Origin of the sequence: Novosphingobium sp. (genome assembly GCF_037133355.1) — a bacterium.
In the GTDB taxonomy this organism is placed as follows: domain Bacteria; phylum Pseudomonadota; class Alphaproteobacteria; order Sphingomonadales; family Sphingomonadaceae; genus Novosphingobium.
The window spans coordinates 199,706-224,268 of the sequence record NZ_JBAXOI010000003.1; the positions used below are offsets into that span (position 1 = coordinate 199,706).

Annotated in this window: 22 protein-coding genes and 1 pseudogene; 10 read left to right on the forward strand and 13 right to left on the reverse strand. The window is 66.5% G+C overall.

Annotated features, from left to right (window positions below; all coding sequences use genetic code 11):
* Window positions 1-2 precede the first annotated feature (2 nt).
* The 9 genes from WCL10_RS05085 to fsa form a co-directional block, all read right to left on the reverse strand.
* Window positions 3-482, reverse strand: a complete 480-nt coding sequence (locus tag WCL10_RS05085) for a DUF3828 domain-containing protein (RefSeq protein WP_336894541.1) — start codon at window positions 480-482, stop codon at window positions 3-5.
* On the reverse strand, window positions 479-1,930 hold the full coding sequence (cysS, locus tag WCL10_RS05090; protein WP_336894542.1) for a cysteine--tRNA ligase: 1,452 nt from the start codon (window positions 1,928-1,930) through the stop codon (window positions 479-481). Before cysS ends, WCL10_RS05085 begins: the two co-directional genes overlap by 4 nt.
* 74 nt (window positions 1,931-2,004) lie before the next feature.
* Window positions 2,005-2,757 (reverse strand): hypothetical protein, encoded by a 753-nt coding sequence (locus WCL10_RS05095; RefSeq protein WP_336894543.1) that lies wholly within the window; start codon window positions 2,755-2,757, stop codon window positions 2,005-2,007.
* On the reverse strand, window positions 2,744-4,792 hold the full coding sequence (locus WCL10_RS05100; RefSeq protein ID WP_336894544.1) for an adenylate/guanylate cyclase domain-containing protein: 2,049 nt from the start codon (window positions 4,790-4,792) through the stop codon (window positions 2,744-2,746). Before WCL10_RS05100 ends, WCL10_RS05095 begins: the two co-directional genes overlap by 14 nt.
* A 94-nt stretch (window positions 4,793-4,886) precedes the next feature.
* Window positions 4,887-5,549: a nitroreductase gene (locus WCL10_RS05105; protein WP_336894545.1), complete on the reverse strand. Its 663-nt coding sequence runs from the start codon at window positions 5,547-5,549 to the stop codon at window positions 4,887-4,889.
* An 86-nt stretch (window positions 5,550-5,635) separates the two neighbouring features.
* A complete protein-coding gene (locus tag WCL10_RS05110; protein WP_336894546.1) occupies window positions 5,636-5,950 on the reverse strand; it encodes a type II toxin-antitoxin system PemK/MazF family toxin in 315 nt (104 codons plus the stop codon).
* A 14-nt stretch (window positions 5,951-5,964) separates the two neighbouring features.
* Window positions 5,965-6,252: a hypothetical protein gene (locus tag WCL10_RS05115; protein WP_336894547.1), complete on the reverse strand. Its 288-nt coding sequence runs from the start codon at window positions 6,250-6,252 to the stop codon at window positions 5,965-5,967.
* Between the two features lie 43 nt (window positions 6,253-6,295).
* Window positions 6,296-8,113 carry a cobaltochelatase subunit CobT gene (gene cobT / locus WCL10_RS05120; protein WP_336894548.1) on the reverse strand — a complete coding sequence of 606 codons (1,818 nt, stop codon included), beginning with the start codon at window positions 8,111-8,113 and terminating at the stop codon, window positions 6,296-6,298.
* Between the two features lie 41 nt (window positions 8,114-8,154).
* A complete protein-coding gene (fsa, locus tag WCL10_RS05125; RefSeq protein ID WP_336894549.1) occupies window positions 8,155-8,808 on the reverse strand; it encodes a fructose-6-phosphate aldolase in 654 nt (217 codons plus the stop codon).
* A gap of 131 nt (window positions 8,809-8,939) precedes the next feature.
* On the opposite strand from fsa, the gene WCL10_RS05130 reads away from it, so the two are divergent.
* Together WCL10_RS05130 and WCL10_RS05135 are read left to right on the forward strand one after the other, a co-directional pair.
* Window positions 8,940-11,105 carry a primosomal protein N' gene (locus tag WCL10_RS05130; protein WP_336894550.1) on the forward strand — a complete coding sequence of 722 codons (2,166 nt, stop codon included), beginning with the start codon at window positions 8,940-8,942 and terminating at the stop codon, window positions 11,103-11,105.
* Between the two features lie 68 nt (window positions 11,106-11,173).
* Window positions 11,174-12,259 carry a serine hydrolase domain-containing protein gene (locus WCL10_RS05135; RefSeq protein ID WP_336894551.1) on the forward strand — a complete coding sequence of 362 codons (1,086 nt, stop codon included), beginning with the start codon at window positions 11,174-11,176 and terminating at the stop codon, window positions 12,257-12,259.
* Window positions 12,260-12,268: 9 nt separating this feature from the next.
* On the opposite strand, the gene WCL10_RS05140 is transcribed toward WCL10_RS05135, so the two are convergent.
* The 4 genes and pseudogenes from WCL10_RS05140 to WCL10_RS05155 form a co-directional block, all read right to left on the reverse strand.
* Entirely contained in the window at window positions 12,269-13,165 is an 897-nt protein-coding gene (locus WCL10_RS05140; protein WP_336894552.1) for a kinase, read from the reverse strand.
* 4 nt (window positions 13,166-13,169) lie between these two features.
* A complete protein-coding gene (locus WCL10_RS05145) occupies window positions 13,170-14,228 on the reverse strand; it encodes a fatty acid desaturase (RefSeq protein ID WP_336894553.1) in 1,059 nt (352 codons plus the stop codon).
* 196 nt (window positions 14,229-14,424) lie between these two features.
* On the reverse strand, window positions 14,425-14,928 hold the full coding sequence (locus WCL10_RS05150; protein ID WP_336894554.1) for a ferritin family protein: 504 nt from the start codon (window positions 14,926-14,928) through the stop codon (window positions 14,425-14,427).
* A gap of 81 nt (window positions 14,929-15,009) precedes the next feature.
* A pseudogene (locus WCL10_RS05155) lies at window positions 15,010-15,546 on the reverse strand (methylated-DNA--[protein]-cysteine S-methyltransferase); the annotation flags it as partial.
* A 131-nt stretch (window positions 15,547-15,677) separates the two neighbouring features.
* Between WCL10_RS05155 and WCL10_RS05160 the strand changes: the two are divergent.
* From WCL10_RS05160 to WCL10_RS05195, 8 genes are all read left to right on the forward strand, one after another.
* Window positions 15,678-17,261 carry a serine protease gene (locus WCL10_RS05160; RefSeq protein ID WP_336894555.1) on the forward strand — a complete coding sequence of 528 codons (1,584 nt, stop codon included), beginning with the start codon at window positions 15,678-15,680 and terminating at the stop codon, window positions 17,259-17,261.
* Window positions 17,262-17,428: 167 nt separating this feature from the next.
* On the forward strand, window positions 17,429-17,983 hold the full coding sequence (locus tag WCL10_RS05165) for a F0F1 ATP synthase subunit delta (RefSeq protein ID WP_336894556.1): 555 nt from the start codon (window positions 17,429-17,431) through the stop codon (window positions 17,981-17,983).
* A 30-nt stretch (window positions 17,984-18,013) separates the two neighbouring features.
* On the forward strand, window positions 18,014-19,543 hold the full coding sequence (atpA, locus tag WCL10_RS05170; RefSeq protein WP_336894557.1) for a F0F1 ATP synthase subunit alpha: 1,530 nt from the start codon (window positions 18,014-18,016) through the stop codon (window positions 19,541-19,543).
* Entirely contained in the window at window positions 19,543-19,920 is a 378-nt protein-coding gene (locus WCL10_RS05175; RefSeq protein ID WP_336894558.1) for a hypothetical protein, read from the forward strand. Before atpA ends, WCL10_RS05175 begins: the two co-directional genes overlap by 1 nt.
* Window positions 19,921-19,923: 3 nt before the next feature.
* Complete coding sequence (locus WCL10_RS05180) at window positions 19,924-20,796, forward strand: F0F1 ATP synthase subunit gamma (RefSeq protein WP_336894559.1); 873 nt, start codon at window positions 19,924-19,926, stop codon at window positions 20,794-20,796.
* 24 nt (window positions 20,797-20,820) lie between these two features.
* Window positions 20,821-22,278 (forward strand): F0F1 ATP synthase subunit beta, encoded by a 1,458-nt coding sequence (gene atpD / locus WCL10_RS05185; protein WP_336894560.1) that lies wholly within the window; start codon window positions 20,821-20,823, stop codon window positions 22,276-22,278.
* Between the two features lie 117 nt (window positions 22,279-22,395).
* Entirely contained in the window at window positions 22,396-22,653 is a 258-nt protein-coding gene (locus WCL10_RS05190; protein WP_336894561.1) for an ATP synthase F1 subunit epsilon, read from the forward strand.
* Window positions 22,654-23,022: 369 nt separating this feature from the next.
* On the forward strand, window positions 23,023-24,414 hold the full coding sequence (locus tag WCL10_RS05195; protein ID WP_336894562.1) for an aminomethyl transferase family protein: 1,392 nt from the start codon (window positions 23,023-23,025) through the stop codon (window positions 24,412-24,414).
* The last annotated feature ends 149 nt before the right edge of the window (window positions 24,415-24,563 follow it).

A 24,563-nucleotide genomic window follows, 5' to 3' on the forward strand; every position in this document is an offset into this window, starting at 1 on the left:
CGCTAGCGGGCCTGCTTGCGCAGCGCGATATCCGCGGCGGTGGTCCTGAGCAGGGCCGCGCGCAGCCCCCCGCGAAAGCCGCTCGCATAGATGTCGTCGATCAGCCAGGTCCCGCCCTCGCGGCTCAGCACGAACTGCAACCGCTCGCGGCGACCGGGCGCTTTCCCCAGCGACACGCTGACCAGCATCCGCCCGCGCCCCAGCACGCGGCGGCCGGTGATCCGCTCACGCAGGCCGCCCGCGTCCCAATCCTGACACTGGCACAGCCAATCGAAGTCCGAGAGATCGTCGACCTCGTCTGTGGGCGTCACCGCGCGCCACCTGGCAATCAGCGCCTTGAGGCGCGATGTGAAAATCGGCCGCTCCCACTCGGCGTCCTTCATTTCAGCCTTACGGAAGGGCGCATAGATCGCCGTGATCACCGCCTCGGGCGTGGTAGCGGCGGGCGCAGCGGCGAGTGCGAGCGCGGCAACAATCATCATAGCTTCCACTCCCAGCCCAGCGGATCGCCGTCCATCACCTCGACGCCCTGCGCCGCAAGTTCATCGCGCAGCGCATCGGAGCGGGCAAAGTCCTTGGCCGCACGGGCGCCCTTGCGCGCGGCGAGGGTCCCTTCGATTTCAGCTTCGGAAATCGTCGCTGATGTAGGGCGCAGGCGCAAGTCCGCACGGGTGAGGTTCAGAAGGTCGAGGCCGAGGACAGCGTCATACTCACGAACGACGTCAAGCTTGACATCATTGGGCTGAAGGCCGGCCAAGACATCTTCAAGAGCAGCTAACGCCTCAGGTGTATTGAGATCACTCGAAACCGATTTTTCAAACCACAGCCTGTTGAGAGCCAACTCGGTTGGTTCGGCACGTTGTTTCTTGGTTGAAGGCTGGCTGAGCTTTGCCACCGCCATCACCAGCCGCTTGAGCCGCGTCAGCGCCGCCCCCAGCCCTTCCCAGCTGAACTCGAGTTCGCTGCGGTAGTGCGCCTGCAGGCACAGCAACCGGTACGCCAGCGGGTGGTAGCCTTTGTCGATCAGCAGCTGAAGCCGCAGGAACTCGCCGCTCGACTTGGACATCTTGCCCGAGCGCTCGACGAGAAAATTGTTGTGCATCCAGATCTTGGCGCCCGAATTTGCAGGCTCGTCGAGGCCATTCGTGCAGCAGTGCGCCTGGTTCTGCGCGATCTCGTTGGGGTGGTGGATCTCGCGGTGATCGATCCCGCCAGTGTGGATGTCGAAGGGAAAGCCCAGCACCGCGCCCGACATGACCGAGCATTCCAGATGCCAGCCCGGCGCACCCTTGCCCCATGGCGAATCCCACTCCATCTGCCGAGTCTCGCCCGGCGGGGTCTTGCGCCAGATTGCGAAATCGGCGGCGTTGCGCTTGCCTTCCACCGCCTCGATCCGGCCCTCCCCTTCCTCGGTCTGCGCCCGGGCAAGGCGGCCATAGTCGGCAACGGTCGAGACATCGAAGTAGAGCCCGCTGTCCAGTTCGTAGCAGTGCCGGGCCGCGATGCCTTCGGCGAACGCGATCATCTGCGGCACATAGTCGGTCGCCACAGTCCACTGTGCCGGCTGGCGGATACCGAGCGCGCGCACATCGGCCCAGTAGGCCTGCTTGTAGTGTTCGGCGATATCCCAGATCGACTGCTTCTGCGCCGCCGCCATCCGCTCCATCTTGTCCTCGCCGGCATCGGCATCATCGGTCAGGTGGCCAACATCGGTGATGTTGATGACGTGGGTGAGCCTGTAGCCCTTGAAGCTCAAGGTGCGCCCCAGCACATCGGCGAAGACATAGGCGCGCATGTTGCCGATATGGGGGTAGTTGTAGACCGTCGGGCCGCAGGTATAGACGCGCGCCTCGCCCTCATGCACCGGCAGGAAGGGTTCGGCGCGGCGGGTCAGGCTGTTGAACAGGGTCAGCGGGACGGTGGTTTCCATAGCCTGCGCTCTGCCAGCCCGCGCGCCCGCCGGTCAAGCGCGTGAACGCCTCAATAAATGGGGACTGTCCCTATTTATTCAGACGCTGCCGGCGCGCTTGCCAGCACTTCGATCTGCGCGCTGCAGCCCTTTTCCGCCAGCATCGCCGCCACCGCGACCGGGTCTTCCGGCACGTCGCCGAGGAGCCGGGTGGTGATCTTCACCGTCTGGCCGACCGGGCTGGTGAAGCGGTAGGTCTGACCATCAACCACCGGCATGGTGGCAATCGGCCAGAGCTTGATCGCGCTGCCGGCGCGGAACGTGACTTCGGCAGGCGTGTTGTCGGCGCCGTAGAGCGTGCCGTTCCCCGTCTCCGCGCGGTTTGGCCGCCACAGCACGACCTGGGCCGGATCGGCGATGCACACCGTACCGCCGCGGCTGACGTCAACGTACCACACGTTGTCGGGCCGGACCGCTTCGGTCGGCACTTCGGTCTCGCCGCGCACCGCCCCGGTGCGGGTGCGTGCGCCGCCGCGCGCGATGAGCGCGGCAAGTGCGGTGTTGGTCCCGCCTGCATCGCGGTTCACCGCGCTGTCGAGCTTGAAGCTGCCGGGGCCGGAGAGGACGCGAGAGCCGGCCTGATCGATCACCGTGACCTGATCACCCGCCTTCAACGTGACCGAAGCTCCCGCAGGGAGCTTGCGCCCCATCGGATAGGCCGCAGCCGATGGCCCGGTCGAGCGGATCACCACAGCTTGCGCACTGGCTGCCGCGCTCCAGCCGAAGGCGCCTGCGGCCAGAACGGCGGCGGCCACTGCACAGCGCAAGGTGCGATCAACCAAGGACATAGCTTTCTCCATCATCCAACTGGGCAAGGCGACGCGCCAGATTGGCCAGCGCTGCATCCTTTTCGCCCGCTTCGGCGATTCGCGCTGTGAGCGTCGCCACACCTGCGCGATTTCCCGCAGCATGCGCGGCGACCAGCTCTGCGGCAAGCGCGAGCGCTTCGGGTGCAGCCCCCGGCACCGGCTCGAAGACCTCGACCGGAGTGGCCCGCCCGCGCAGCACGACGGTGCCCATCGGCCGGAATCCCGAAAGCCCCGCGCGCTCCATCGCCTCGCGGCTTACCAGCACGGTCGTATCGAGCGGCTTGTTCGCGCTTTCGAGCCGGGCTGCAGTGTTCATCGCATCGCCGAGCGCGGTATACTGGATGCGCCCCTCACCGCCGAAGTTGCCGACGATCGCCTCGCCAAAATGAACGCCGACGCGGGTCCGCCCGATCGGCGGCACGCCGGGCGGCACGGCGCGGCGGAAGGCCTCGCCCGCCTCGTACATCGCGATCGCGGCCTTGACGGCGCGTGCCCCGTCATCCGGATAGGCGATCGGCGCGCCCCAGAAGGCGACGACCGCGTCACCGACGAACTTGTCGAGTGTGCCGCCATGTTCCAGCACCACTGCCGAAAGCCGGTCGAGATAATCGTTGAGCAGCCGCGCGATCATTTCCGGCTCGACCGCATGGGTCAGCTTGGTGAAGCCTTCGAGATCGCTGAACAGGCAGAAGATTTCGCGCTTCTCGCCGTGCAGCCGCAGCCGTTCCGGGTTGCGCAGGATTTCGCTGGCGACCGAGCGCGGCAGGTATTTGCCCAGCGCACCTTGCGCAAACTCGCGCTGCGCCGCGTTGATCGCCCGCAGCGCCGCGCTGACGGCGACATAGGCGATCAGCCAACCCGCCGCCCAGCCGACCGCGGGAAAGCCCAGCGTATCGAAACCGGCGCGCGCGATGAGGAAGGGGAAAGCGGCAAAGGCGGCGAGCTGCGCCGCCACCCCCAGCGTCAGCTGCCAGGGCCTTGCGCGCACTGTGGCGGTCGCGATGCCGAGCAGCACCGCCAGCACCGCCCCCAGCACGCGCGCCCAAGCCGGCACGCCGCCCGGCAGGGCCTTGTCGAGCAGCTGCGCCAGCATCGAGGCGTGGATTTCCACCCCGATCATCCGCGAGCGTCCCCCGCGCGGATCGGCGGACAGCCCGGTGCGGGTAAAGGGCGTGTCGAACTGGTCGAAATCGGCAAAGTCACCGCCGATCAGCACATAGCGGCCGCGGATCGTTTCGGCGACGAGCGGCGCAGTTTCAGGATCGGCAAGGAGATCGATGGGTATCTTCTCGAAGACCGGCCGGTCCTTGGCAGTGGGCAACCGGTAGCGGATCGGGCCGGTGAACTGGCCAAAAGCCGGAGCGGCGTCCGGTGTCCCCTTCGTCAGTGCCTCGGACAGCAGCGGCGGCAATCCCGGATACTGGCGCGGCCAGCGACGTGCAGCGCCGTCGTTGTCGGTGACAAGGAGAATGCTGGCCGGCTTCGTCGTGTCGGTGCGCACCGCCGCTATATAGCGCCTGAGGTCCTGCTCCTGTTCCCAGGTGATCGCCTCCGGGTTGGTGCGATTGTCGGCAAAGGCGAGGAACACCGGTGTCGTCATGCCGCGCAGCGCGGCCTGGAGCAGCGGGTCATCGTCCTGCGCGCTGTCAAGCAGCACGTCGATGCCGACGCCCTTCGCCCCCTCCCCCGATTGCTTCAGACCTTCGATCTGGGCCAGGGCCTGCGCCAGGACTGTGCGGTCGACGGGCGAGATCTGCCCGGTCTTGCGGTTGGTCTCGTCGGTATAGACGACGAGCACGATGCGCTTGTCGGTATCTGTGCGCGGCGCAAAGCCGGCCGCACGCAGATCGTAGAGCGCGTTCTCGGCATCGCCAAGTAGCGGCATCTGCCAGCTGCGCAGCGCGGTGAACAGCGCCAGCGCGAGGAGCAGCACCGCGACGGCAAGGCGTTGCCAGCCAAGCTGACGCAGCCCCTGCCGCAGCGCCTGTCCTGCCCTCGCCTTGCTATCGGGCATCGCCTACCCCTCTGCAGCGCCGGCCAGTGGGCCGGATCGCGCAAGGTCTAGCGCCTCTGCGCACCGCTGCCTATGCCGCAGCGCACCGGCAGGATCAGAAGCCCATGAACCGCACGTTGCCATCCACCGGCTCACGCTCGCGCAGGAAGTTGTTCACCGGCGATTCCTCCTCGCGGTAGCCGATGGCGATGCCGCAGAAGAAGATATGGGTTTCGTCGGAGACGCCGACAAAGTCCTTGATCAGCTTGGCATAAAGCGAGAGCGCTTCCTGCGGGCAGCTGTCGAGCCCCTCGCCGCGCAGCAGCAGCATGATGGTCTGGAGCCACATGCCCACGTCCGACCACTGCGGCGGGCCCATGCGGCGATCGAAGTAGCACAGCAGCACGGCGGGCGCGCCGAACGAGTTGATGTTCCCCGTCATGAATTTGACGCGCGCTTCGGTATCCTCGCGGCCGATGCCCATCGCGGTGTACATCGCCTTGCCCACGCCATGGAGGCGCGCCTTGCATTCCGGGATCACTTCAGGATCGTCCCAGCTATATTCGCGCGGGTTCTGCGGCGGGGTGGCGAGCATCTTGTCACGCAGCGCCTGAAGCGGCTCGCCGGTCACGATGGTCGCTTCCCAGGGCTGGAAGTTGCACCCGGAAGGCGCCCAGCGCGCGGTGTCCATCACGCGGCGCAGCACCTCGAGCGGCACCGGCGTATCCTTGAAGGCGCGGATCGAACGGCGCGTAAGTACGGCTTCGGCAACATCCATGAATGATCGCTCCAAAAACAGTTCGTTTCCCGAACCTTTGGCCAAGCCGAAGCATTCGGGCAATCGCAAAAAGGTTAGCCTGCGGCTCAATCCATGAACATCTCGCGCAGGATAGCGAGCGCGTCGCCCATGGTCTTGCCGTCGATCACGCCCACGCGCCTGATCAGCCTTCCCTTGGAGACAGCACGGAGCTGATCGCCGAGAAGGAAACCGGGGATACCTCGAAACACGGTCGGCGCGCGGAAACCCGCCGCGTGGCTGCCACTGGTGAGCGGCATCACGATCACGGTACCCAGCCCTGCGTTCATCGCATCCGGGCTGATGATCACGCAGGGCCGCGTCTTGCGCAGTTCGTTGCCCTCGGTCGGATCAAGCCGCGTGAGCCAGACTTCACCGCGCAAACAATCGGGCAAACTCACGCACCCTCGCCGAGCCATTCGAGCGGGACAGGCGCCACGTCATCGGCTCCCAGATCGGCATCAAGCCAGGCGCGTTCTTCATCGGTGGGGGCCACCGCGCCGATGCGCCGCGCATCGTCGGCCCAGCCTTCACGCACACCGCGCCGGGCGGGCCGGGCGATAACCTCGCCGTTTTCCACCCGCAGATCGACTTTGGCCCCGCACACCAGTCCCAACTGGTCGAGGATCGCTTTGGGCACGATCATCCCGGTCGAATTGCCCATCTTGCGAAGTGAGGTCTGCATGGATTCTAGTTAGCACAATGTAAGCACAGGGTAAAGCGCCGGCTCAGTCGTCCTCGAACAGCCCCGCCAGCTGCTCGACCATCGTGCCGCCCAATTGCTCGACATCCATGATCGTGACCGCGCGGCGATAATACCGCGTGACGTCATGTCCGATCCCGATGGCAACGAGCTGGACCGGCGACTGCTTCTCGATCCAGTCGATAACGCGGCGCAGGTGCTGCTCGAGGTATCCCGCCGAATTGACCGAGAGCGTCGAATCGTCGACCGGCGCGCCGTCCGAGATGACCATGAGGATGCGGCGATCCTCCTGCCGCGCAAGCAGGCGGGTGTGCGCCCAGAGCAGCGCCTCGCCGTCGATGTTTTCCTTGAGCAGGCCTTCGCGCATCATCAGGCCCAGGTTCTTGCGCGCGCGGCGCCAGGGCTCGTCGGCCTTCTTGTAGACGATATGGCGCAGATCGTTGAGACGGCCGGGATGCGCAGGCTTGCCGCCCGCAAGCCACGCCTCGCGCGATTGGCCGCCCTTCCACGCGCGGGTGGTGAAGCCGAGCACTTCGGTCTTCACGCCGCAGCGTTCCAGCGTGCGCGCCATGATGTCGGCGCTGATCGCCGCGATCGAGATCGGGCGCCCGCGCATCGAACCCGAATTGTCGATCAGCAGCGTGACGACCGTATCCTTGAACTCGACTTCACGCTCGATCTTGTACGAAAGCGAATGGCCCGGCGAGATGACGACCCGGGCGAGGCGCGCGGCGTCGAGCAGGCCCTCCTCCTGGTCGAAATCCCACGAGCGGTTCTGCTGCGCCATGAGGCGGCGCTGGAGCCGGTTGGCGAGCCTCGTGACAATGCCCTGCAGGCCCTTCAGCTGCGCATCGAGGTAGGCGCGCAACCGGGTAAGCTCCTCCTCGTCACAGAGTTCGGCGGCAGAGACGACCTCGTCGAACTGGGTGGTATAGGCTTTGTATTCCCAGCTGTCCGGCAAGTCGGTCCAAGGCCGGTTGGGGCGTGTGGGCAGCATGCCCTCTTCGCCCTCGTCGGCCATGTCGGCATCGGCGTCCTCGTCGGTACTCTCGACCTGCTCCTGGTCCTCGCCCTGCTCGTCGCCTTCGCTGGTGTCACCGGCGACTTCGCTGGGCTGCTGCTCGGCCGAATTCTCGGACGCGTCGGGCTGGTCCTCGCCCTCGTCATCGGCCTGCTCACCCTCGTCCTCGTCGCCGCCGTCGTCGGGATCGTCGTTCGACTTGGTGAGGTCGAGGTGGCCGAGCATTTCGAGCGCAAGGTTCTGGAACGCCTTCTGGTCGCCCATCAGGTCGGCAAAGCCCTCGAGATCCGCGCCGGCGCGCGCCTCGATCCAGCTGCGCACCATCGCGGTGCCCACCTCGGCGGCGGCGGGCACGGCTTGCCCGGTAAGCTTCTCGCGCAGCAGCATGGCGAGCGCGGTGGGCAGCGGCACGTCCTCCGGCCGGATCGCGCGGGCGATGGGGTCAGACGCGAGCCGCATCTCGGTCGCGGCATCAAGGTTGCCGCGAATGCCGGCGTAGCCATCAGAGCCAAGCGCCTCATAGCGCACCTGCTCGATGGCATCGTAGCAGGCGCGGGCCAGCGGTTCAGCCGGAGCGCTGCGGTTGTGCAGCGGCTCGTTGTGCAGCCTCAGCTTCAGCGCCATGCCATCGGCAAAGCCCCGCGCCTCGGCGACCTGCGCCGCCGGAAGCGCGCGCCCCGGCATGGGCAGGCGCAAGTTGGTGCCCGACTGGCTCGGCGCGTCGGCGGTCCAGGCGACTTCGAGCTCGGGCACGTCCGCCACAGCGCGGGCGGTTCCGGCGAGGACGGAGCGGAACTGGTCGAGGGGGCTTTCGTCTGGCAAGGTCTGGGTGCGTCCGTCGAATTGAGATCAGCTGATGGGCTTCAGCCGATGGTCTGCCCGGTCTTGGCCCAGTCCGCAAGGAAGCCCTCGATGCCCTTTTCGGTCAGGACATGCTTGAACAGGCCCTTGATAACCGCAGGCGGGGCGGTGATCACATCGGCGCCGATCTTGGCGCTTTCGAGCACGTGGACGCCGTGGCGGATCGAGGCGACGAGGATCTCCGTGCCGAACGCGTAGTTGTCGTAGATCAGGCGGATGTCGCGGATGAGGTCCATACCGTCGAAGCCGTTGTCGTCGTGCCGGCCGACGAAGGGCGAAACAAACGTCGCGCCGGCCTTGGCGGCAAGCAGCGCCTGGTTGGCCGAGAAACACAGCGTGACGTTGACCATGGTGCCCTCGCCCGTCAGCGCCTTGCAGGTCTTGAGCCCGTCGATGGTGAGCGGCACCTTGATGCAGACGTTGTAGGCGATCTTCCGCAGGATTTCGGCCTCGCGCATCATGCCTTCGTGATCGAGCGCCACGACCTCGGCCGAGACTGGCCCGCTGGTAAGCCCGCAGATCTCGCGCGTGACTTCGATGAAGTCGCGGCCTGCCTTGGCGATCAGCGAGGGGTTGGTGGTCACGCCGTCGAGCAGGCCAGTGGAGGCGAGGTCGGCGATCTCGGCGGTGTCGGCGGTGTCGACGAAGAACTTCATGCGCGGCAGTCCTGTTTCTGATTCTCGAACCCTATAGCGCGCGGGGGCGCGGTGTGTAGCCTGTCATTCTTCCACCCTTTCGGAAGGGCGCAGGCTTTGCCCCGATGGCCACTAGTCCCTAGATGAGTCGCATGACCCGCGTCCGCTGCATCGTCTTCAACGCCGCCCTTGGCGCGCTCGACTACCGGGTGCCGGAAGGGATGGATGTAGCTCCGGGGAGCGTGGTCGTGGTGCCGCTGGGGCCGCGCCAGATCATCGGCGTGGTCTGGGATGAAGGTGATCTGCCGGGTGATGACTACCCGGAACACAAGCTGCGCAGCGTTCTGGATGTCTTGCCGGTGCCGCCGCTACCCGCTCCGCTGCGGCGGCTGATCGCGTGGTCGGCGGACTACTATCTCGCACCGCTCTCTGCTGTCGCGCGCATGGCGCTCTCTAGCAGCGCGGCTCTACGCGGCGGCGGGACCGTTACCGAATACCGCCTGACCGGCGAGGAGCCCGCGCGGATGACGCCGCAGCGGCTCCAGGCGCTCGATCTGCTGGCGGGCGAGCAGGCGACGATGCGGGAACTCGCCGAGATCGCCGGGGTCTCCGAAGGCGTGCTGCGCGGGATGCTGGGGCAAGGGCTGCTCGAAGCCGTGGCGGTGGACAGCGACCGGCCCTACCCCGCGCCCGATCCGCGCTTCACCCAGCCGGAACTCGCCGCCGAGCAGGCCGAGGCGGCAGCCGAGATGGTCGAGGCCGTCACGGCGCGGCGGTTCCAGCCGTTCCTGCTCGACGGGGTGACCGGTTCGGGCAAGACCGAGACCTACTTCGAGGCGGTCGCGGCCGCGCTCGAGGCGGGGCGGCAGGTGCTGGTGCTGCTCCCGGAAATCGCGCTCACCGCCGCGTTCCTCAGCCGGTTCGAGGCGCGCTTCGGGGCGGCGCCGGTCACGTGGCATTCCTCGCTCAAGGCCTCGGAGCGGCGCCGGGCTTGGCGGCAGGTCGCGTTCGGCGGCGCCAAGGTGGTGGTGGGCGCGCGCTCGGCGCTGTTCCTGCCGTTTGCCGATCTCGGGCTGGTCGTGGTCGACGAGGCGCACGAGATCTCGTTCAAGCAGGACGATGGGGTGCGCTACAATGCGCGCGATGTGGCGGTGATGCGGGGGCACTTCGAGGGCGTGCCGGTGGTGCTGGCCAGCGCGACACCGGCGCTGGAAAGCCTGCAGATGGCCGAGGCCGGGCGCTACAGGCGCCTGGTGCTGCCGAGCCGGTTCGGCGGGGCGACCCTGCCGAAGATCGAAATCGTGAACCTCACCGAGATGCAGCCGCCACGCGGGCGCTGGCTGGCGCCGCCGCTGGTCGAGGCTTTGCAGGACCGGCTGGCCAAGGGCGAGCAGAGCCTGCTGTTCCTCAACCGGCGGGGCTATGCGCCGCTGACGCTTTGCCGGCATTGCGGCTTCCGCTTCAAGTGCCCCAATTGTTCGGCCTGGCTGGTCGAGCACCGGCTCTCGCAGCGTCTTGCCTGCCATCACTGCGGGCATGAAGTGCCGCCACCACCGGTCTGCCCGGAATGCGGCGAGCCCGACTGCCTTGTCGCCTGCGGACCGGGCGTGGAGCGTATCGCCGACGAGGTGAGCGAGCTGCTGCCCGGCGCGCGGGTCGCGGTGGTGACGTCCGACACTTTGGCGAGCCCCGCCGCCGCTGCCGAGTTCGTCGCGCAGGCAGAAGGCGGGGTGATCGATGTGATCGTGGGGACGCAGCTCGTCACCAAGGGGTTCCACTTTCCCGAACTCACCCTTGTTGGCGTGGTCGATGCCGACATGGGGCTCGATGGCGGAGACTTGCGGGCTGCCGAGCGGACCTACCAGCAAATCGCGCAGGTGGCGGGCCGGGCAGGCCGCGGGGCCAAGCCGGGCGAAGTGCTGATCCAGACGCGGCATCCCAAGGCCGCGGTGATCGCCGCGCTGGCCGGCGGGACTCGCGATGCGTTCTATGCCGCCGAAACCGAAGCGCGGCGCGAGGCGGGGGCGCCGCCGTTTGGCCGGTGGGCGGCGATCATCGTCTCGAGCGAGGACGAGGCCGAAGCACGCGAGGCGGCCCGCGCCATCGGCGGCACCCGGCCGGAGGAGACCGGCGTCCTCATCCTCGGCCCTGCCCCTGCCCCGCTCTCCCTTCTGCGCGGGCGGCACCGCTACCGACTGCTGATCGCGGCGCGCCGGTCTGCCGAAGTGCAGAAGCTGATCCGGGGCTGGCTCGCCCCCTTGCGCTTCCCGCCGGGGGTGCGGGTGGCGGTCGATATCGACCCCTACAGTTTCGTCTGAAGCCACTTGCCACGCGCTCGCTGCCTGGCCTAGCCTTGCTCGAGAAGCGATCAGCGGGAGCTTGCCCCATGCGTAGAATGTCGGTGACCGGTCTGGCCCTCCTTCTCTCGATCGGGGCCGCACAATCCGCGCAGGCCGACGCGCTCGACGATGCGGTGAATGCCGAGATCAAGCGGCAGAACATCCCCGGCCTTGCCATCGGCATCGAGCGCGATGGCAAGATCATACGGCTTTCGGGCTATGGCAGCGCCAATCTCGAATGGCAGATCCCGGTCACGCCCGACACGCGCTTTCAGACCGGATCGACCGGCAAGCAGTTCACCAGCCTTGCCATCCTGATGCTGGAAAAGGACGGCAAGCTCAGCCTCGACGATCCGATTGCGAAATACTTCCCCGATGTTCCGGCAAGTTGGGCCGATATCCGCCTGCGGCATTTCCTCTCGCATACCTCGGGCCTCGACGACGACTTCGCCAAGGTCGATCTGCAGAAGAACCTGACCTGGGAGGAGTTCCGCCAGTTCATCTACAAGTGGCCCAAGACGCGGCCCGCCGGCGCGAAATGGGTCTATTCGAATGCCGGCTACCAGATGCTGGGCATGGTGATCGAAAAGCTGACCGGCGCGCCTTACCACAGGTACCTTGAAAGCCAGATCTTCAGGCCGTTGGGCATGAACGCGACGCGCGATCTTTCCGAGACGGAGATCATCCCCTTCCGCGCGGCAGGCTATGAGCACGAAGGCGGCAAGCTCGGCGGGACGCTCGGAAATCAGGCCTGGGCGGCGCCCATCTTCAATCATACCGCCGATGGCAGCACCTATATCACCGCGCGCGATTTCACGACCTACCTCGCCGCGATGGATGCGCCGAACCCGACTTTCGCGGCGCTCTGGGCGAAGGCCAAGGCTCCGGTGATCAAGACCGATCCCGACAAGCCGGTGTCCTATGGCATGGGCTGGTTTACGGTCACGAAGAACGGCACCCCGATCGAGTACCACGGCGGCTCGTGGCAGGGGTTCCGGGCGCTGATCGTCCACTATCCGCAGCAGAAGACCGGCATTGCGATCCTGGTGAACTCGGACATTCCCGAGTGGTTGCCGCTGTTCGACAAAGTGATTGCCGCCGCCGTGCCGGACCTGCCGCCGCCGCCGCAATGAACGGTAGGGCTAGCGCGCCCCTGCCCCGAAGCTGAGCCCGGTGACGGCGTGATCGCTGGCCAAAGCAATCACGCAGTCCGCCCGGCCCGGCAGTTCGGCGAGCAGCTGGCGGGTGATCCGCTCGTAATGCATCACGAAGCGGGCGACTTCGGCCTCGCTCATCCCGCCGCCGGTGCGCTCGCGCAGTTTGGCTTCCTGCAACTGGCGCCAGCCGAGCACGGCCTCGAAGCCGGGGGCGGCAAGCATGATCATGGCGTCCGGCCCATCGAACAGCGCGCGGTAGGGGCCGGCGAGTTGGGCGTTGACGTGGCGGCGCCAAAGGCCCTCGGGGTCTTCTTCCGCCTCCAGCCGATTGATGGGCTTGAGGAGGTCGGCCTCTTCCTGCGCGCGCGCTCCCATGCACCAGCCTTCGAAGAGGAGGACGTCGAGCGGGGCTTCGATCACCGGCCAATCGGCTTCGGGAGCGCTGTCATCGCGGGCCTTGTCGAAGCGCGGAAGGGTGAGCCCCGGCTGGCGGGCGCGGACGGCATCGAGCAGCGTGCTGCCAAGCGCGACATTGTGGGTTCCGGGAACACCGCGCGTGGCGAAAAGGGGGTGGACCGTGCGAGCGAGGATCTGGCGTTCGCGGCGCGTGAGGTAGAGATCGTCGAGCGAGAGTGTGGCGGCGAGGAGGCCGTGACTTTCGAGCAGAAGCGCTTCGAGCATGCGGCAGATCGTGGACTTGCCGCTGCCTTGCGAGCCGCTCACGCCGAAGATCACCGGCTCGCCAGCCGCAACCGCGCGCGCGGCGATCCATGCGGCAAGCGGGCGCCAGTGGGCATCGATTGTGGCGCGGTAGCTGGCGGGCAGTCCTTCTGCCGCGATCAGGGCATCGAGGGTACCGCCTTGAGGCCGAAGGCGAGGCAAAGCGCTATGTCCCGGCTTGCGCTGCTTCGCGGAAGGAGACCAGTCCGCGCCGATCCTCGTCCCACAAGGCCAGACGAAACGTGCCGCACGCCTGCAGGGCCGTGAAGCGGTTCACATCGCGCAGCGCGGGATGCTTTTCCAGCACTTCGGGCAAGCGATAGAACGGGATCCGGCTTGCAAGATGATGGACATGATGGACACCGATGTACCCGGTGAACCAGCCCAATACCGGCGGCAAGTCGAGGTAGGTACTGCCATGGAGGGCCGCATCATGGAACGACCACTCGGCGGCGCGATCCCAATGCGCTGCTGCGAATTGATGCTGTACGTAAAACAGCCAGACCCCGAGCGATGCAGCCGTCAGCACCACCGGCAGGAACACCAGCGCCGTGACGCCAAAGCCGAAGAGAGAGAACGGTATGGCCAGGAGCAGCACGGTCGCCAGATTAGTCGCGATGGCGCTGATCCAGTAGATCCAGCCTTCCTTCATCAGGCCGATGGGCAGCCGGTGCCGCAGCAGAAACAGATAGGCCGGGCCGAGGCCCAGCAGGACGAGCGGATGGCGGTAAAGACGATAGGACATCCGCCCCAACCGCGTCCGCTCCCGGAATTCGCGAACCGTGAGCAGGTCGACATCGCCGGCCCCGCGGGAGTCCAGATTGCCGGTCGCGGCGTGATGACGTGCATGCGAGTGCCGCCAGCAATCATAGGGGGTCAGAGTGAGCGCGCCCAGCGCCCGGCCGATCCAGTCATTGCTCAGCCGCCGCCGCAGGAACGCGCCGTGGCCGCAATCGTGCTGGATGATGAACAGCCGCAGGAGAAACAGGCCCGCCAGCGGTGTCGCGGCCAGCGCGACGAGATAGCCTGAGCTCACCGCGATCGCGATCAGCGCGAACAGGGCCAGAAAAGGGAGCAGCGTGATGGTCAGTTCCCAGCCGCTCCGGATCGGTTGGGGATCACGGAACGTCTGCAGATCGCGCATCAGCTTTCGAGGATCCATCGGCACAGAAGCCGTGTTCTCAAAGCTTTCGATCTCGAGGCTTTGGAGTGCAGTCACGTTCACGCTCAGCCCGCTAAATCCTTGCGCCGAATTTGTCACGTGCGGGTTCTGAGGTCATCCACAATTTGGAACGATTGGTGCGGGAGGGCGCAATTTCGGCGAGTGGTTTGGCTGTGGGCTGGCGTTGGGAAGCGGCGGACCGCTGCTGTTCAGGGGGCAGGACTTTGCGACATGATCCGGACCGCCAGCCTCTCGCCCCTCACCCCTCCAGCAGAGCGGCGGCCTGCAGCAGGCGGTTGCCGTGGTCGGTTTCCTCTTTGCCGTTGGCGCGCAGGAGGGTGGCGGCTTCTTCGTTGCCGATGCTGGCGGCCCAGCCTTCGTAGAGCGTTTCGCCATCGAATTCGGTCTGCGCGAGCTTGCGCAGGGCTTCGGGGGTGAGTTCGCCGATCGGGAAGGCACCGCCGGCGAGGTAGGGGTTGGCGTCTGCCTCAGGAGGCGAGAAATCTTCGCCGGTGAGCACCTTGAGGACGGCGGCGGCGCGGGTCGCGTGGAGGAATTCCTCGTCGCCATTGGAGCGCAGGAGGTCGGCGACGGCGGGGTTTTCAGCATTTGCGGCCGTCGCGCGGTAGAGTTCCTTGCTGGCGGCTTCGACCAGGCACATGACCTTGATGTCCATGACCGTGGGCGCGGTGACGGTGCCGATGTGGGCGAAGGCCTCGCCGATGGTCTGCGGCATTCCCGGCTCGAGCGTGACGGTGGGCATGTGAGGTCTCCCTTGGTGTTCTGATTCCAAGGGAGCGTACATCAGGGGTGGCCGGCAAGGGAAGGTGATTTAACCGGGCGGCTAAAGGAGCAGAAGCGCGCCTTCGCGCTGGAGGAGCTTGGCCTTGATATCGAGGCCCCAGGCATAGCCGCCGAGCGAGCCGTCGGTGCGGATCACGCGGTGGCAGGGGATGAGGAGCGAGACGTGGTTGGCGCCGTTGGCTGAGCCTGCCGCGCGCACCGCGCCGGGGCGGCCGACTTCAGCGGCGAGCTGCGCATATGTGCGCGTCTCGCCCTTGGGGATGCGGCGCAGGGCCTGCCAGATCTGTTCCTGAAAGGACGTTCCGGCGACGTCCACGGGGATGTGGGCGAAGTCGGTCTCACCCGGCGCTTCGGCTGCCTTGACGATCTCGGCAAGGAGGCGCGCGAAGTCAGCGCCGCCCTGCACCAGTTCTGCATGGGGGAAGCGCTCGGCAAGGACGGCGGGGTCCTCGCCGAAGGACAGGCGGCAGACGCCCTTGTCCGTCGCGGCAACGAGCATGGGGCCAAGCGAGGTGGCCGCAACGTCCCAGTGGATCACGGCACCGCGGCCGCCATTGGCCCAGGCAGAGGGAGCAAGAGGGGTGGAGGGTTCGGTTCGGGTCATGGCGCGGTTTCCTGTGGTTGCCTTGCCGCGGTCATGCCGTCAATCGCGGCTGAGCGCTTCCCGGCGCTTGCGGTCCAATCGATTCCCGGCAAGAACCTGCGGCGATGATCCTGCTTCGCCGTCTTGTCGCTCTGCTGATCGCAGGTCTGTTCATGGCTGTGCCGGGCGCCGCCCCGGCAGACCCCGGCGACATTGCCGCCGCCAGCCGGGGCGTGGTGCGCGTGGTGCTGATCCGCAGCGAGGGCGGCTCGGCAAGCCTCGTGAGCCATGGCACAGGCTTTGCCATCGCACCTGATCTCATCGTCACCAATGCCCACGTGGTGGAAGACATGCGCGGCGATTCGGCGATTCTTGCGGGCGTCGTCCCGTCCGAGGGGCGCGGGGGGTTTGCGGCGCAGATCGTGGCCTATTCCCGGCAGCGCGACCTTGCCCTGCTGCGGCTGCGGCAAGGCGCGGCGCTGAACGCGCTGACGCTGTTTGCCGGCGCGCCGACCGACAGCGAGGAAGTCTTCGCGGTGGGCTATCCGGGCAATGTCGATATGGCCGAGGGGCTCTCGATGAGCGACCTCGTCAGCCCGCAGACGGCGGTGAAGACGCGGGGCTATATATCGGCCGGGCGCTCTTCGAAGGCGTTCGACACGATCCTGCATACCGCGCCGATCGGGGCGGGCAATTCGGGCGGGCCGCTGCTTGATGCCTGCGGGCGGGTCCTGGGGGTCAACAGCTTCGGCACGGTAAGCGACAACGGGACCGATTCGGCCTTCTACTTCGCGGTTTCGATGCGTGAGGTGGCCGCATTCCTGAAAGAGGCCGGGATCACGCCGCATACCAGCGGCCTGCCCTGCACCTCGCTTGCCGATCTCGACCGGGCGGATGCGGCGCGCGGCGCCGACGAACAGGCGCGGCTGGCGGCCGAGGCCGAGGCGCGCAAGGCGGCGCAGGCCGCAGCCGCGGCCAAGGCACAGCACGATGCCGAACTGCAAATCCTCGCCGAGCGGGACAACGGCCTGGCGCTCGCCGCGGTGCTGCTTGTGGCGGCGCTGGGCGCGGGCGCGGCGGCCTTCATGATGGCGCAGCGCGGCAAGCAGCGTGAGCTCAGAATAGCGAGCGGCGCGGCAGGGGTACTGCTGCTGGCGGCGGTGGGTACATGGCTGCTGCGCCCGCCGCTGAGCCTGATCGAAGAGCGCGCAAAGGACATCGTCGCCGAGGCACAGGCCAGCGCCCGCCCGCCGAGCGAAGCAAGCGCGGCGGCCGGAAATGGCAGCCCCACGGGCGCGGGCGCGGCGGAAAAGCTGGTCTGCGTGCTCGATCCGCAGCGCAGCCGGGTGACCGTTTCCGACATCACCGACGTGCCGCTGACCTGGGGTCCGGCCGGCTGCGTCAACGGGCGGACGCAGTATGGTCTGGCCGGGGATGGCTGGTCGCGCGTGCTGGTGCCGCAGAGCGAAGCTACGATCTCGGTAACGCGCTATGATCCGGCGCGGCACGAGTACACGGTCGAGCGGTTCCTGATGGGGCTGGAAGCGATGACTGCGGCGCGTGAGGCACGCGCCAAGCTCACCCCGCCGGCCTGCGGCGCAGATGATGCTGCAGTGCGGCAGTTCGGGACGGCGCAGGCCGCGATCCGCGCGTCGGTCCCCGCCGAGCCCAACGAACGGCTGCGCTACAGCTGCAAGCCGGCCCCCTGATCAGGCAGGGTTTTCACCCTGTCCCGGGAATCGGCAACTGACATCTTGTCATGCGGGGACTTGGTTGCTAGGCGCGCCCCCATTGCGGGCCGCTGTGCTTCAGGCGCGGCGCAAGGCCCTATGCAAGCCAATTTGCGATCCATCCTGGACGAAGGGAACCAAGGCGCGTGGAGATTTCCGGCGGGATTACGGCCAGCTTGGCGGGACGTTACGCGGCCGCGCTCTATGACCTGGCGGGCGAACAGGGTGTGGTGACGGCGGTTGAGACCGACCTCGACACCCTCGCTGCTGCAGTGCGCGAATCGGGTGACCTTGCCGCGCTGCTGAAGAACCCCGAGGTGACGCGCGAAGCTGCGGCCAAGGCGGTCGATGCCGTGGCGGCGCTGCTGGGGCTCTCGCCCCTCACCCGCAATTTCCTCGGCGTGCTCGCGACCAACCGCCGCCTGGCTTCGCTGCCCGATGTGGTCCGCGCTTTCGGCGCGATCGCCGCTGCGGCGCGCGGGCAGGTGACCGCCGAGGTGACGACCGCGCATCCGCTCGATGAAGCGCAGCTTGCCGCGCTGACCGACAAGCTCAAGGCCCGCGAGGGCCGCGCCGTGACCGTCAAGGCCCACGTCGATCCGGCCATTCTGGGCGGCCTTGTCGTCCAGATCGGCAGCCGCATGATTGACGGCTCGATCCGTACCCGTCTCAATTCGCTCGCCCAGGCCATGAAGGGCTGAAGCCCCAAAAGTTTTACGAAAGGCGTTTCCATGGAAATCCGCGCTGCTGAAATCTCGAAGGTCATCAAGGACCAGATCGCCAGCTTCGGCACCGAGGCCCAGGTCTCGGAAGTCGGCTCGGTGCTCTCGGTGGGTGACGGTATTGCCCGCATCTACGGCCTCGATCAGGTCCAGGCCGGCGAGATGGTCGAATTCTCGAACGGGGTGAAGGGCATGGCGCTCAACCTCGAAGCCGACAACGTCGGCGTCGTGATCTTCGGCTCGGACGCCGAGATCAAGGAAGGCGATGTCGTCAAGCGCACCGGCACCATCGTCGACGTCCCCGTCGGCAAGGGCCTGCTCGGCCGCGTGGTCGACGCGCTCGGCAACCCGATCGACGGCAAGGGCCCGATCGTCGATGCGACCCGCACGCGCGTTGAAGTCAAGGCGCCCGGCATCATCCCGCGCAAGTCGGTGCACGAGCCGGTGCAGACCGGCCTCAAGGCGATCGACGCTCTCGTCCCCGTCGGCCGCGGCCAGCGCGAGCTGATCATCGGTGACCGTCAGACCGGCAAGACCGCCGTCGCGATCGACACCTTCATCAACCAGAAGGCCGCCAACGCGGGCGATGACGAGAGCAAGAAGCTCTACTGCATCTACGTCGCCGTCGGCCAGAAGCGCTCGACCGTCGCGCAGATCGTCCGCCAGCTCGAAGAGAACGGCGCGATGGAATACTCCATCGTCATCGCCGCGACCGCTTCGGAGCCCGCGCCGCTGCAGTACCTCGCGCCCTACACCGGCGCGACCATGGGCGAGTTCTTCCGCGACAACGGCATGCATGCCGTGATCGTGTATGACGATCTTTCCAAGCAGGCCGTGGCCTATCGCCAGATGTCGCTGCTGCTGCGCCGCCCGCCGGGCCGCGAAGCCTATCCGGGCGACGTTTTCTATCTCCACTCGCGCCTCCTCGAGCGCGCGGCGAAGATGAACGACGAGCACGGCAACGGCTCGCTGACGGCGCTGCCGATCATCGAGACGCAGGCCGGCGACGTTTCGGCCTACATTCCGACCAACGTGATCTCGATCACCGACGGCCAGATCTTCCTTGAAACCGGCCTGTTCTATCAGGGCATCCGCCCGGCCATCAACGTCGGCCTCTCGGTGTCGCGCGTTGGCTCGTCGGCGCAGACCAAGGCGATGAAGAAGGTCGCCGGCTCGATCAAGCTGGAGCTCGCACAGTACCGCGAAATGGCGGCCTTTGCGCAGTTCGGCTCGGACCTCGACGCCTCGACGCAGAAGCTGCTCAACCGCGGCGCGCGCCTGACCGAGCTGCTCAAGCAGGCGCAGTTCTCGCCGCTGGGCTTCGAAGAGCAGACCTGCGTGATCTTCGCAGGCACCAACGGCTACCTCGACAGCGTGCCGGTGAAGCGCGTGGGCGAATACGAAGCGGAGCTGCTGAGCTTCCTGCGTTCGAGCCACGCCGACCTGCTCACCCTGATCCGCGACACCAAGGATCTGGGCGACGAGGCCAAGGGCAAGCTCAAGGCCGCGCTCGACGCGTTCGGCAAGCAGTTCGCCTGATGCGCCTTGCGGCTGCCCTTCTCTGCGCAGCGGTTCTGCCTGCTCCGGCCCTTGCGGGCGGGGTGGCAGGGCCGATTGCGGGCGAATGGGTGGTCGATCTCTCGGCCAAGCCGGGGGAAGTCTACACCAGGCCGATGGTGCTTACGCTCAACGCAGACGGCACGGTTTCGGGCATGTTCTACCAGAGCGATATCGAGGCAGGGCGCTGGGAGGCCGATCGCGGCCGGACCTGCGTCAGCTTCCGCACCACCGACGGGGTGGGACCGTATCATACCGCGGCGTGCCTCGTCGGGGATCACGTTGAAGGGCAGACCTGGGCGGAACAGCGCAAGTTCCTGTTCAACTGGAATGCCGCTCGCAAGACAGGTGACAAGTAAGCCATGGCTTCGCTGAAGGAACTCAAGGGCCGGATCAACTCGGTCAAGTCGACCCAGAAGATCACCAAGGCCAAGCAGATGGTCGCGGCGGCCAAGCTGCGCAAGGCGCAGACGGCTGCCGAGGCCGCACGTCCTTATGGTGTCCGCCTTGCCGCGGTGATGGCGAGCCTTGCCGGCAAGGTTGCCGGGCAGGACAGCGCACCGCTACTGATGCGCGGCACCGGTGCCAGCCAGCGCCACCTCCTCGTCGTGGTCAACACCGACAAGGGCCTGTGCGGTGGCCTCAACTCGAACATCGTCAAGGAAGCCAAGCTTCAGGCCCGCGCGCTCGAAGCGGCCGGCAAGGACGTGAGCTTCTACCTCGTCGGCAAGAAGGGCCGCGCGCCGCTGAAGCGCGAATACCCCGATGCCAAGATGCAGGGCTATGACACCAGCACCGTGCGCACGCCCGGCTTCGATGAAGCCAGCGCCATCGCACACGAGCTGATCGCACTATTCGAGGCAGGCAAGTTCGACGTGGCTCATCTGATCGCGCCGAAGTTCAAGTCAGCCCTCGCGCAGGACCCCGTCACCGCGCAGCTGATCCCTGTCCCTGCCCCGACTGTCGCCGCGACCAGCGATGCCGTGGTGGAATATGAGCCCGGCGAGGAGGAAATCCTCGAGGCGCTCCTGCCGCGCTATGTAACGACGCAGGTCTTCGGTGCGCTGCTGGAACGCGAGGCCTCGGAACAAGGTGCTTCGATGACCGCAATGGACAACGCCACGCGCAACGCGGGCGAGCTCATCGGCAAGCTGACGATCCAATACAACCGCAGCCGCCAGGCCGCGATCACGACCGAACTCATCGAAATCATCGCTGGCGCCGAAGCGCTCTAAGATATCTCAGGTAAGGAAACCAACATGGCCACCGCAGCCGTCCTCAACCAGACCACCACGGGCAAGATCAGCCAGGTCATCGGCGCCGTCGTCGACGTGACCTTCACCGGCGAACTGCCGGCGATTCTCTCGGCGCTCGAAACCGACAACAACGGCAACCGCCTTGTTCTCGAAGTCGCGCAGCACCTCGGTGAGAACACCGTGCGCACGATCGCGATGGACTCGACCGACGGCCTGACCCGCGGCCAGGCGGTGAAGAGCACCGGCGCGCAGATCTCTGTGCCGGTTGGCCCGATGACGCTCGGCCGCATCATGAACGTGATCGGCGAGCCGATCGACGAGCAGGGCCCGGTCAACGCCGAAAAGCGCAATCCGATCCATGCCAAGGCTCCCGAGTTCATCGACCAGTCGACCGAAGCAGCCATTCTGGTCACCGGCATCAAGGTCATCGACCTGCTCGCGCCTTATGCGCGCGGCGGCAAGATCGGCCTGTTCGGCGGCGCCGGCGTGGGCAAGACCGTGCTCATTCAGGAACTGATCAACAACATCGCCAAGGGCCACGGCGGCGTTTCGGTGTTCGCGGGCGTCGGTGAACGTACCCGCGAGGGCAACGACCTCTACCACGAGTTCCTCGACGCCGGCGTTATCGCCAAGGACGCCGATGGCAACCCGACCCCCGAGGGTTCGAAGGTCGCGCTGGTGTTCGGCCAGATGAACGAGCCGCCGGGCGCCCGTGCCCGCGTCGCGCTTTCGGGCCTGACCATGGCCGAATACTTCCGCGACGAGGAAGGCCAGGACGTGCTGTTCTTCGTCGACAACATCTTCCGCTTCACACAGGCGGGTTCGGAAGTGTCGGCGCTGCTCGGTCGTATTCCTTCGGCGGTGGGCTATCAGCCGACGCTGGCGACCGACATGGGCCAGTTGCAGGAGCGCATCACCTCGACCACCAAGGGTTCGATCACCTCGGTGCAGGCGATCTACGTTCCTGCGGACGACTTGACCGACCCGGCACCGGCAGCTTCGTTCGCCCACTTGGACGCGACGACCACACTGAACCGCGCGATCTCGGAACTCGGCATTTATCCCGCGGTGGACCCGCTCGACTCGACCAGCCGCGTGCTTTCGCCCGCGGTCGTCGGCCTGGAGCACTACGAAACCGCCCGCCGCGTTCAGGAAACCCTGCAAAAGTACAAGTCGCTGCAGGACATCATCGCAATTCTCGGCATGGACGAGCTTTCGGAAGAAGATAAGCTGATCGTGGCGCGCGCGCGCAAGATCCAGCGCTTCCTTTCGCAGCCCTTCCACGTGGCCGAAGTGTTCACCGGCATCTCGGGCAAGTTCGTCCAGGTCGAAGACACGGTCCGCTCGTTCAAGGCGGTGGTCGACGGCGAATACGACCACCTGCCGGAAGCAGCCTTCTACATGGTCGGCGGCATCGACGATGCGGTCGCCAAGGCCAAGAAGATGGCTGAAGAGGCCTGATCTACCTGAAACCCCTCCCGCCTGCGGGAGGGGTTTGGGGTGGGCCTGCGACAAACGCGGCGCCTGCCCTCGCCCACCCCCGACCCCTCCCGCAAGCGGGAGGGGGGAGAAGCAAAGATGCCCCTGCACTTCGAACTCGTCACCCCGGCCCGCCTCGTCCGTTCGGAAGAGGTCCATATGGTCGAAGTCCCCGGCGCCGAAGGCGAATTCGGGGTGCTAGAGGGCCATGCGCCGTTCATGTCGGTGGTGAAGGACGGCCCGCTCAAGGTCTATCGCACTGCGGGCGCCGCGCCTGAGGAAATCCTCATTGAAGGCGGGTTTGCCGAAGTGAGCGAGAAGGGCCTGACGGTTCTGGCCGAGCACGTCGCGGGCTGATTTTGGCTTTAGGTTTGCCAACAGGCCGGTCCGTTTGGGCCGGCCTTTTGCGTTTGGGGCTGGCGGCAGAAAGAAGAAGGGGGTTTCGCGCAGAGACGCAGACGAAGCAGAGGGCGCAAAGAGGTCAGGCCCTGCCGGAGACTCCATTTTGTTTCGCAAACCTGGCCATTCTCAGGAAGGCGGCCGCGCCGCAGATTGTAGCTCTCTGCGGTCTCTGCTTCCTCTGCGTCTCTGCGCGAAACCCCTTCCTTGTCGCCGGCAATCACGACGCGGCCAACTTTTTTCGCTATTTCACATAACTGAACTTTTCAGCCCGATGAAATTCCGGCATGGGGGATCATCCTATCCGCACACCCGGGAGAGCCCGCCATGACCCAGTCCCTTGAATCCGTGATCGGCAACCAGCCCGACCTCGTCCATTTCCTGCGCAACCAGCAGGTGGGGCCGAACGTCTATCCCGGCGTTCCGGCGGAATACTCCAACTGGCGCGCGGAGCAGTGGGCCTGGGGCCACACGGCCGTGCTCTACAACCAGTCGTACCACATGGTCGATCTGGCGGTGAAGGGCCCGGATGCCTTCGCGATGCTCGAGCATCTCGGCATCAACTCGTTCAAGAACTTCCAGCCCGAGCGCGCCAAGCAGTTCGTGCCGGTGACGCCGGACGGCTACGTGATCGGCGACGTGATCCTGTTCTATCTCGACGAGAACCACTTCAACCTCGTCGGCCGCGCGCCGACGATCGAGTGGGTGGAATACCACGCCGCCACCGGCAACTGGAACGTGACCGTGGAGCGCGACGAGCGCTGGGCGATGCGCACGGACGGCAAGCGCAATTCCTACCGCTTCCAGGTGCAGGGCCCCAACGCGATGAAGATCATCGAGAAGGCCATCGGCGCCACCCCGCCCGAGCTCAAGTTCTTCCACATGTGCCGCCTCACCATCGGCGGCAAGGAAGTGCGCGCTTTGCGGCACGGCATGGCGGGCCAGCCGGGCTTCGAGCTGTTCGGTCCCTGGGAAGACTATGGCGCAGTCCATGCCGCGCTGGTCGAAGCGGGCAAGGAGTTCGGCATGGCGCTGGTCGGCGGCCGGGCCTATTCGTCCAACACGCTGGAATCGGGCTGGATCCCCTCCCCCTTCCCCGCGATCTACACCGGCGAGGCGCTGGCGCCCTATCGCACTTGGCTCTCGGCCAATTCCTATGAAGCCAAGTGCTCGATCGGCGGCAGCTGGGTGCCCGAGACCGTCGAGGGCTATTACACGACGCCGTGGGATCTGGGCTACGGTCCCTTCGTCAAGTTCGACCACGAGTTCATCGGCCGCGCGGCGCTCGAGAAGATGGCCGCGGCGGGGAACCACCGCACCAAGGTGACGCTGGCGCTCGACAACGAAGACGTGATGCGCGTGCAGTCTTCGGCGCTGTCCAACGGCGACCGTGCCAAGTTCATGGAATATCCGAGCTCGGTCTATTCCATGCACCCGTTCGACCAGGTGCTGAGCGACGGCAAGATGGTCGGCCTCTCGACCTGGATCGGCTACACCGCGAACGAGGGCAAGTTCCTGACGCTCGCCATGATGGAGCCGGGCTTCACCGCGCCGGGCACGGAGGTGTCCTTGCTATGGGGCGAGCCGAATGGCGGTACGTCGAAGCCGACGGTCGAACCGCATGTGCAGACCGAGATCAAGGCGGTGGTGGCGCCCGTGCCCTATGTGGCGGCGGCGCGCGACAACTATGCCGAGGGTTGGCGCACGCGGAAGGCTTAAGGGTAGTAGGGTTCACGCGGAGACGCGGAGGCGCGGAGAAGAGAAGCACTTGGCGCAGGGATCAAGGCGGCTGCGCCGCAGGCCGCTCTTCTACCTTCTACTTCTCCGCGTCTCCGCGTGAACCGCTTCCTCGCTTCCTCACCAAAATT

Bases quoted from the DNA above. Each gene is read 5' to 3' on its own strand.
- WCL10_RS05085 (WP_336894541.1), bottom strand. From the start codon at position 482: ATGATGATTGTTGCCGCGCTCGCACTCGCCGCTGCGCCCGCCGCTACC.
- cysS (WP_336894542.1), bottom strand. From the start codon at position 1,930: ATGGAAACCACCGTCCCGCTGACCCTGTTCAACAGCCTGACCCGCCGC.
- WCL10_RS05095 (WP_336894543.1), bottom strand. From the start codon at position 2,757: ATGTCCTTGGTTGATCGCACCTTGCGCTGTGCAGTGGCCGCCGCCGTT.
- WCL10_RS05100 (WP_336894544.1), bottom strand. From the start codon at position 4,792: ATGCCCGATAGCAAGGCGAGGGCAGGACAGGCGCTGCGGCAGGGGCTG.
- WCL10_RS05105 (WP_336894545.1), bottom strand. From the start codon at position 5,549: ATGGATGTTGCCGAAGCCGTACTTACGCGCCGTTCGATCCGCGCCTTC.
- WCL10_RS05115 (WP_336894547.1), bottom strand. From the start codon at position 6,252: ATGCAGACCTCACTTCGCAAGATGGGCAATTCGACCGGGATGATCGTG.
- fsa (WP_336894549.1), bottom strand. From the start codon at position 8,808: ATGAAGTTCTTCGTCGACACCGCCGACACCGCCGAGATCGCCGACCTC.
- WCL10_RS05130 (WP_336894550.1), top strand. From the start codon at position 8,940: ATGACCCGCGTCCGCTGCATCGTCTTCAACGCCGCCCTTGGCGCGCTC.
- WCL10_RS05135 (WP_336894551.1), top strand. From the start codon at position 11,174: ATGCGTAGAATGTCGGTGACCGGTCTGGCCCTCCTTCTCTCGATCGGG.
- WCL10_RS05150 (WP_336894554.1), bottom strand. From the start codon at position 14,928: ATGCCCACCGTCACGCTCGAGCCGGGAATGCCGCAGACCATCGGCGAG.
- WCL10_RS05160 (WP_336894555.1), top strand. From the start codon at position 15,678: ATGATCCTGCTTCGCCGTCTTGTCGCTCTGCTGATCGCAGGTCTGTTC.
- atpA (WP_336894557.1), top strand. From the start codon at position 18,014: ATGGAAATCCGCGCTGCTGAAATCTCGAAGGTCATCAAGGACCAGATC.
- WCL10_RS05175 (WP_336894558.1), top strand. From the start codon at position 19,543: ATGCGCCTTGCGGCTGCCCTTCTCTGCGCAGCGGTTCTGCCTGCTCCG.
- WCL10_RS05180 (WP_336894559.1), top strand. From the start codon at position 19,924: ATGGCTTCGCTGAAGGAACTCAAGGGCCGGATCAACTCGGTCAAGTCG.
- atpD (WP_336894560.1), top strand. From the start codon at position 20,821: ATGGCCACCGCAGCCGTCCTCAACCAGACCACCACGGGCAAGATCAGC.
- WCL10_RS05190 (WP_336894561.1), top strand. From the start codon at position 22,396: ATGCCCCTGCACTTCGAACTCGTCACCCCGGCCCGCCTCGTCCGTTCG.
- WCL10_RS05195 (WP_336894562.1), top strand. From the start codon at position 23,023: ATGACCCAGTCCCTTGAATCCGTGATCGGCAACCAGCCCGACCTCGTC.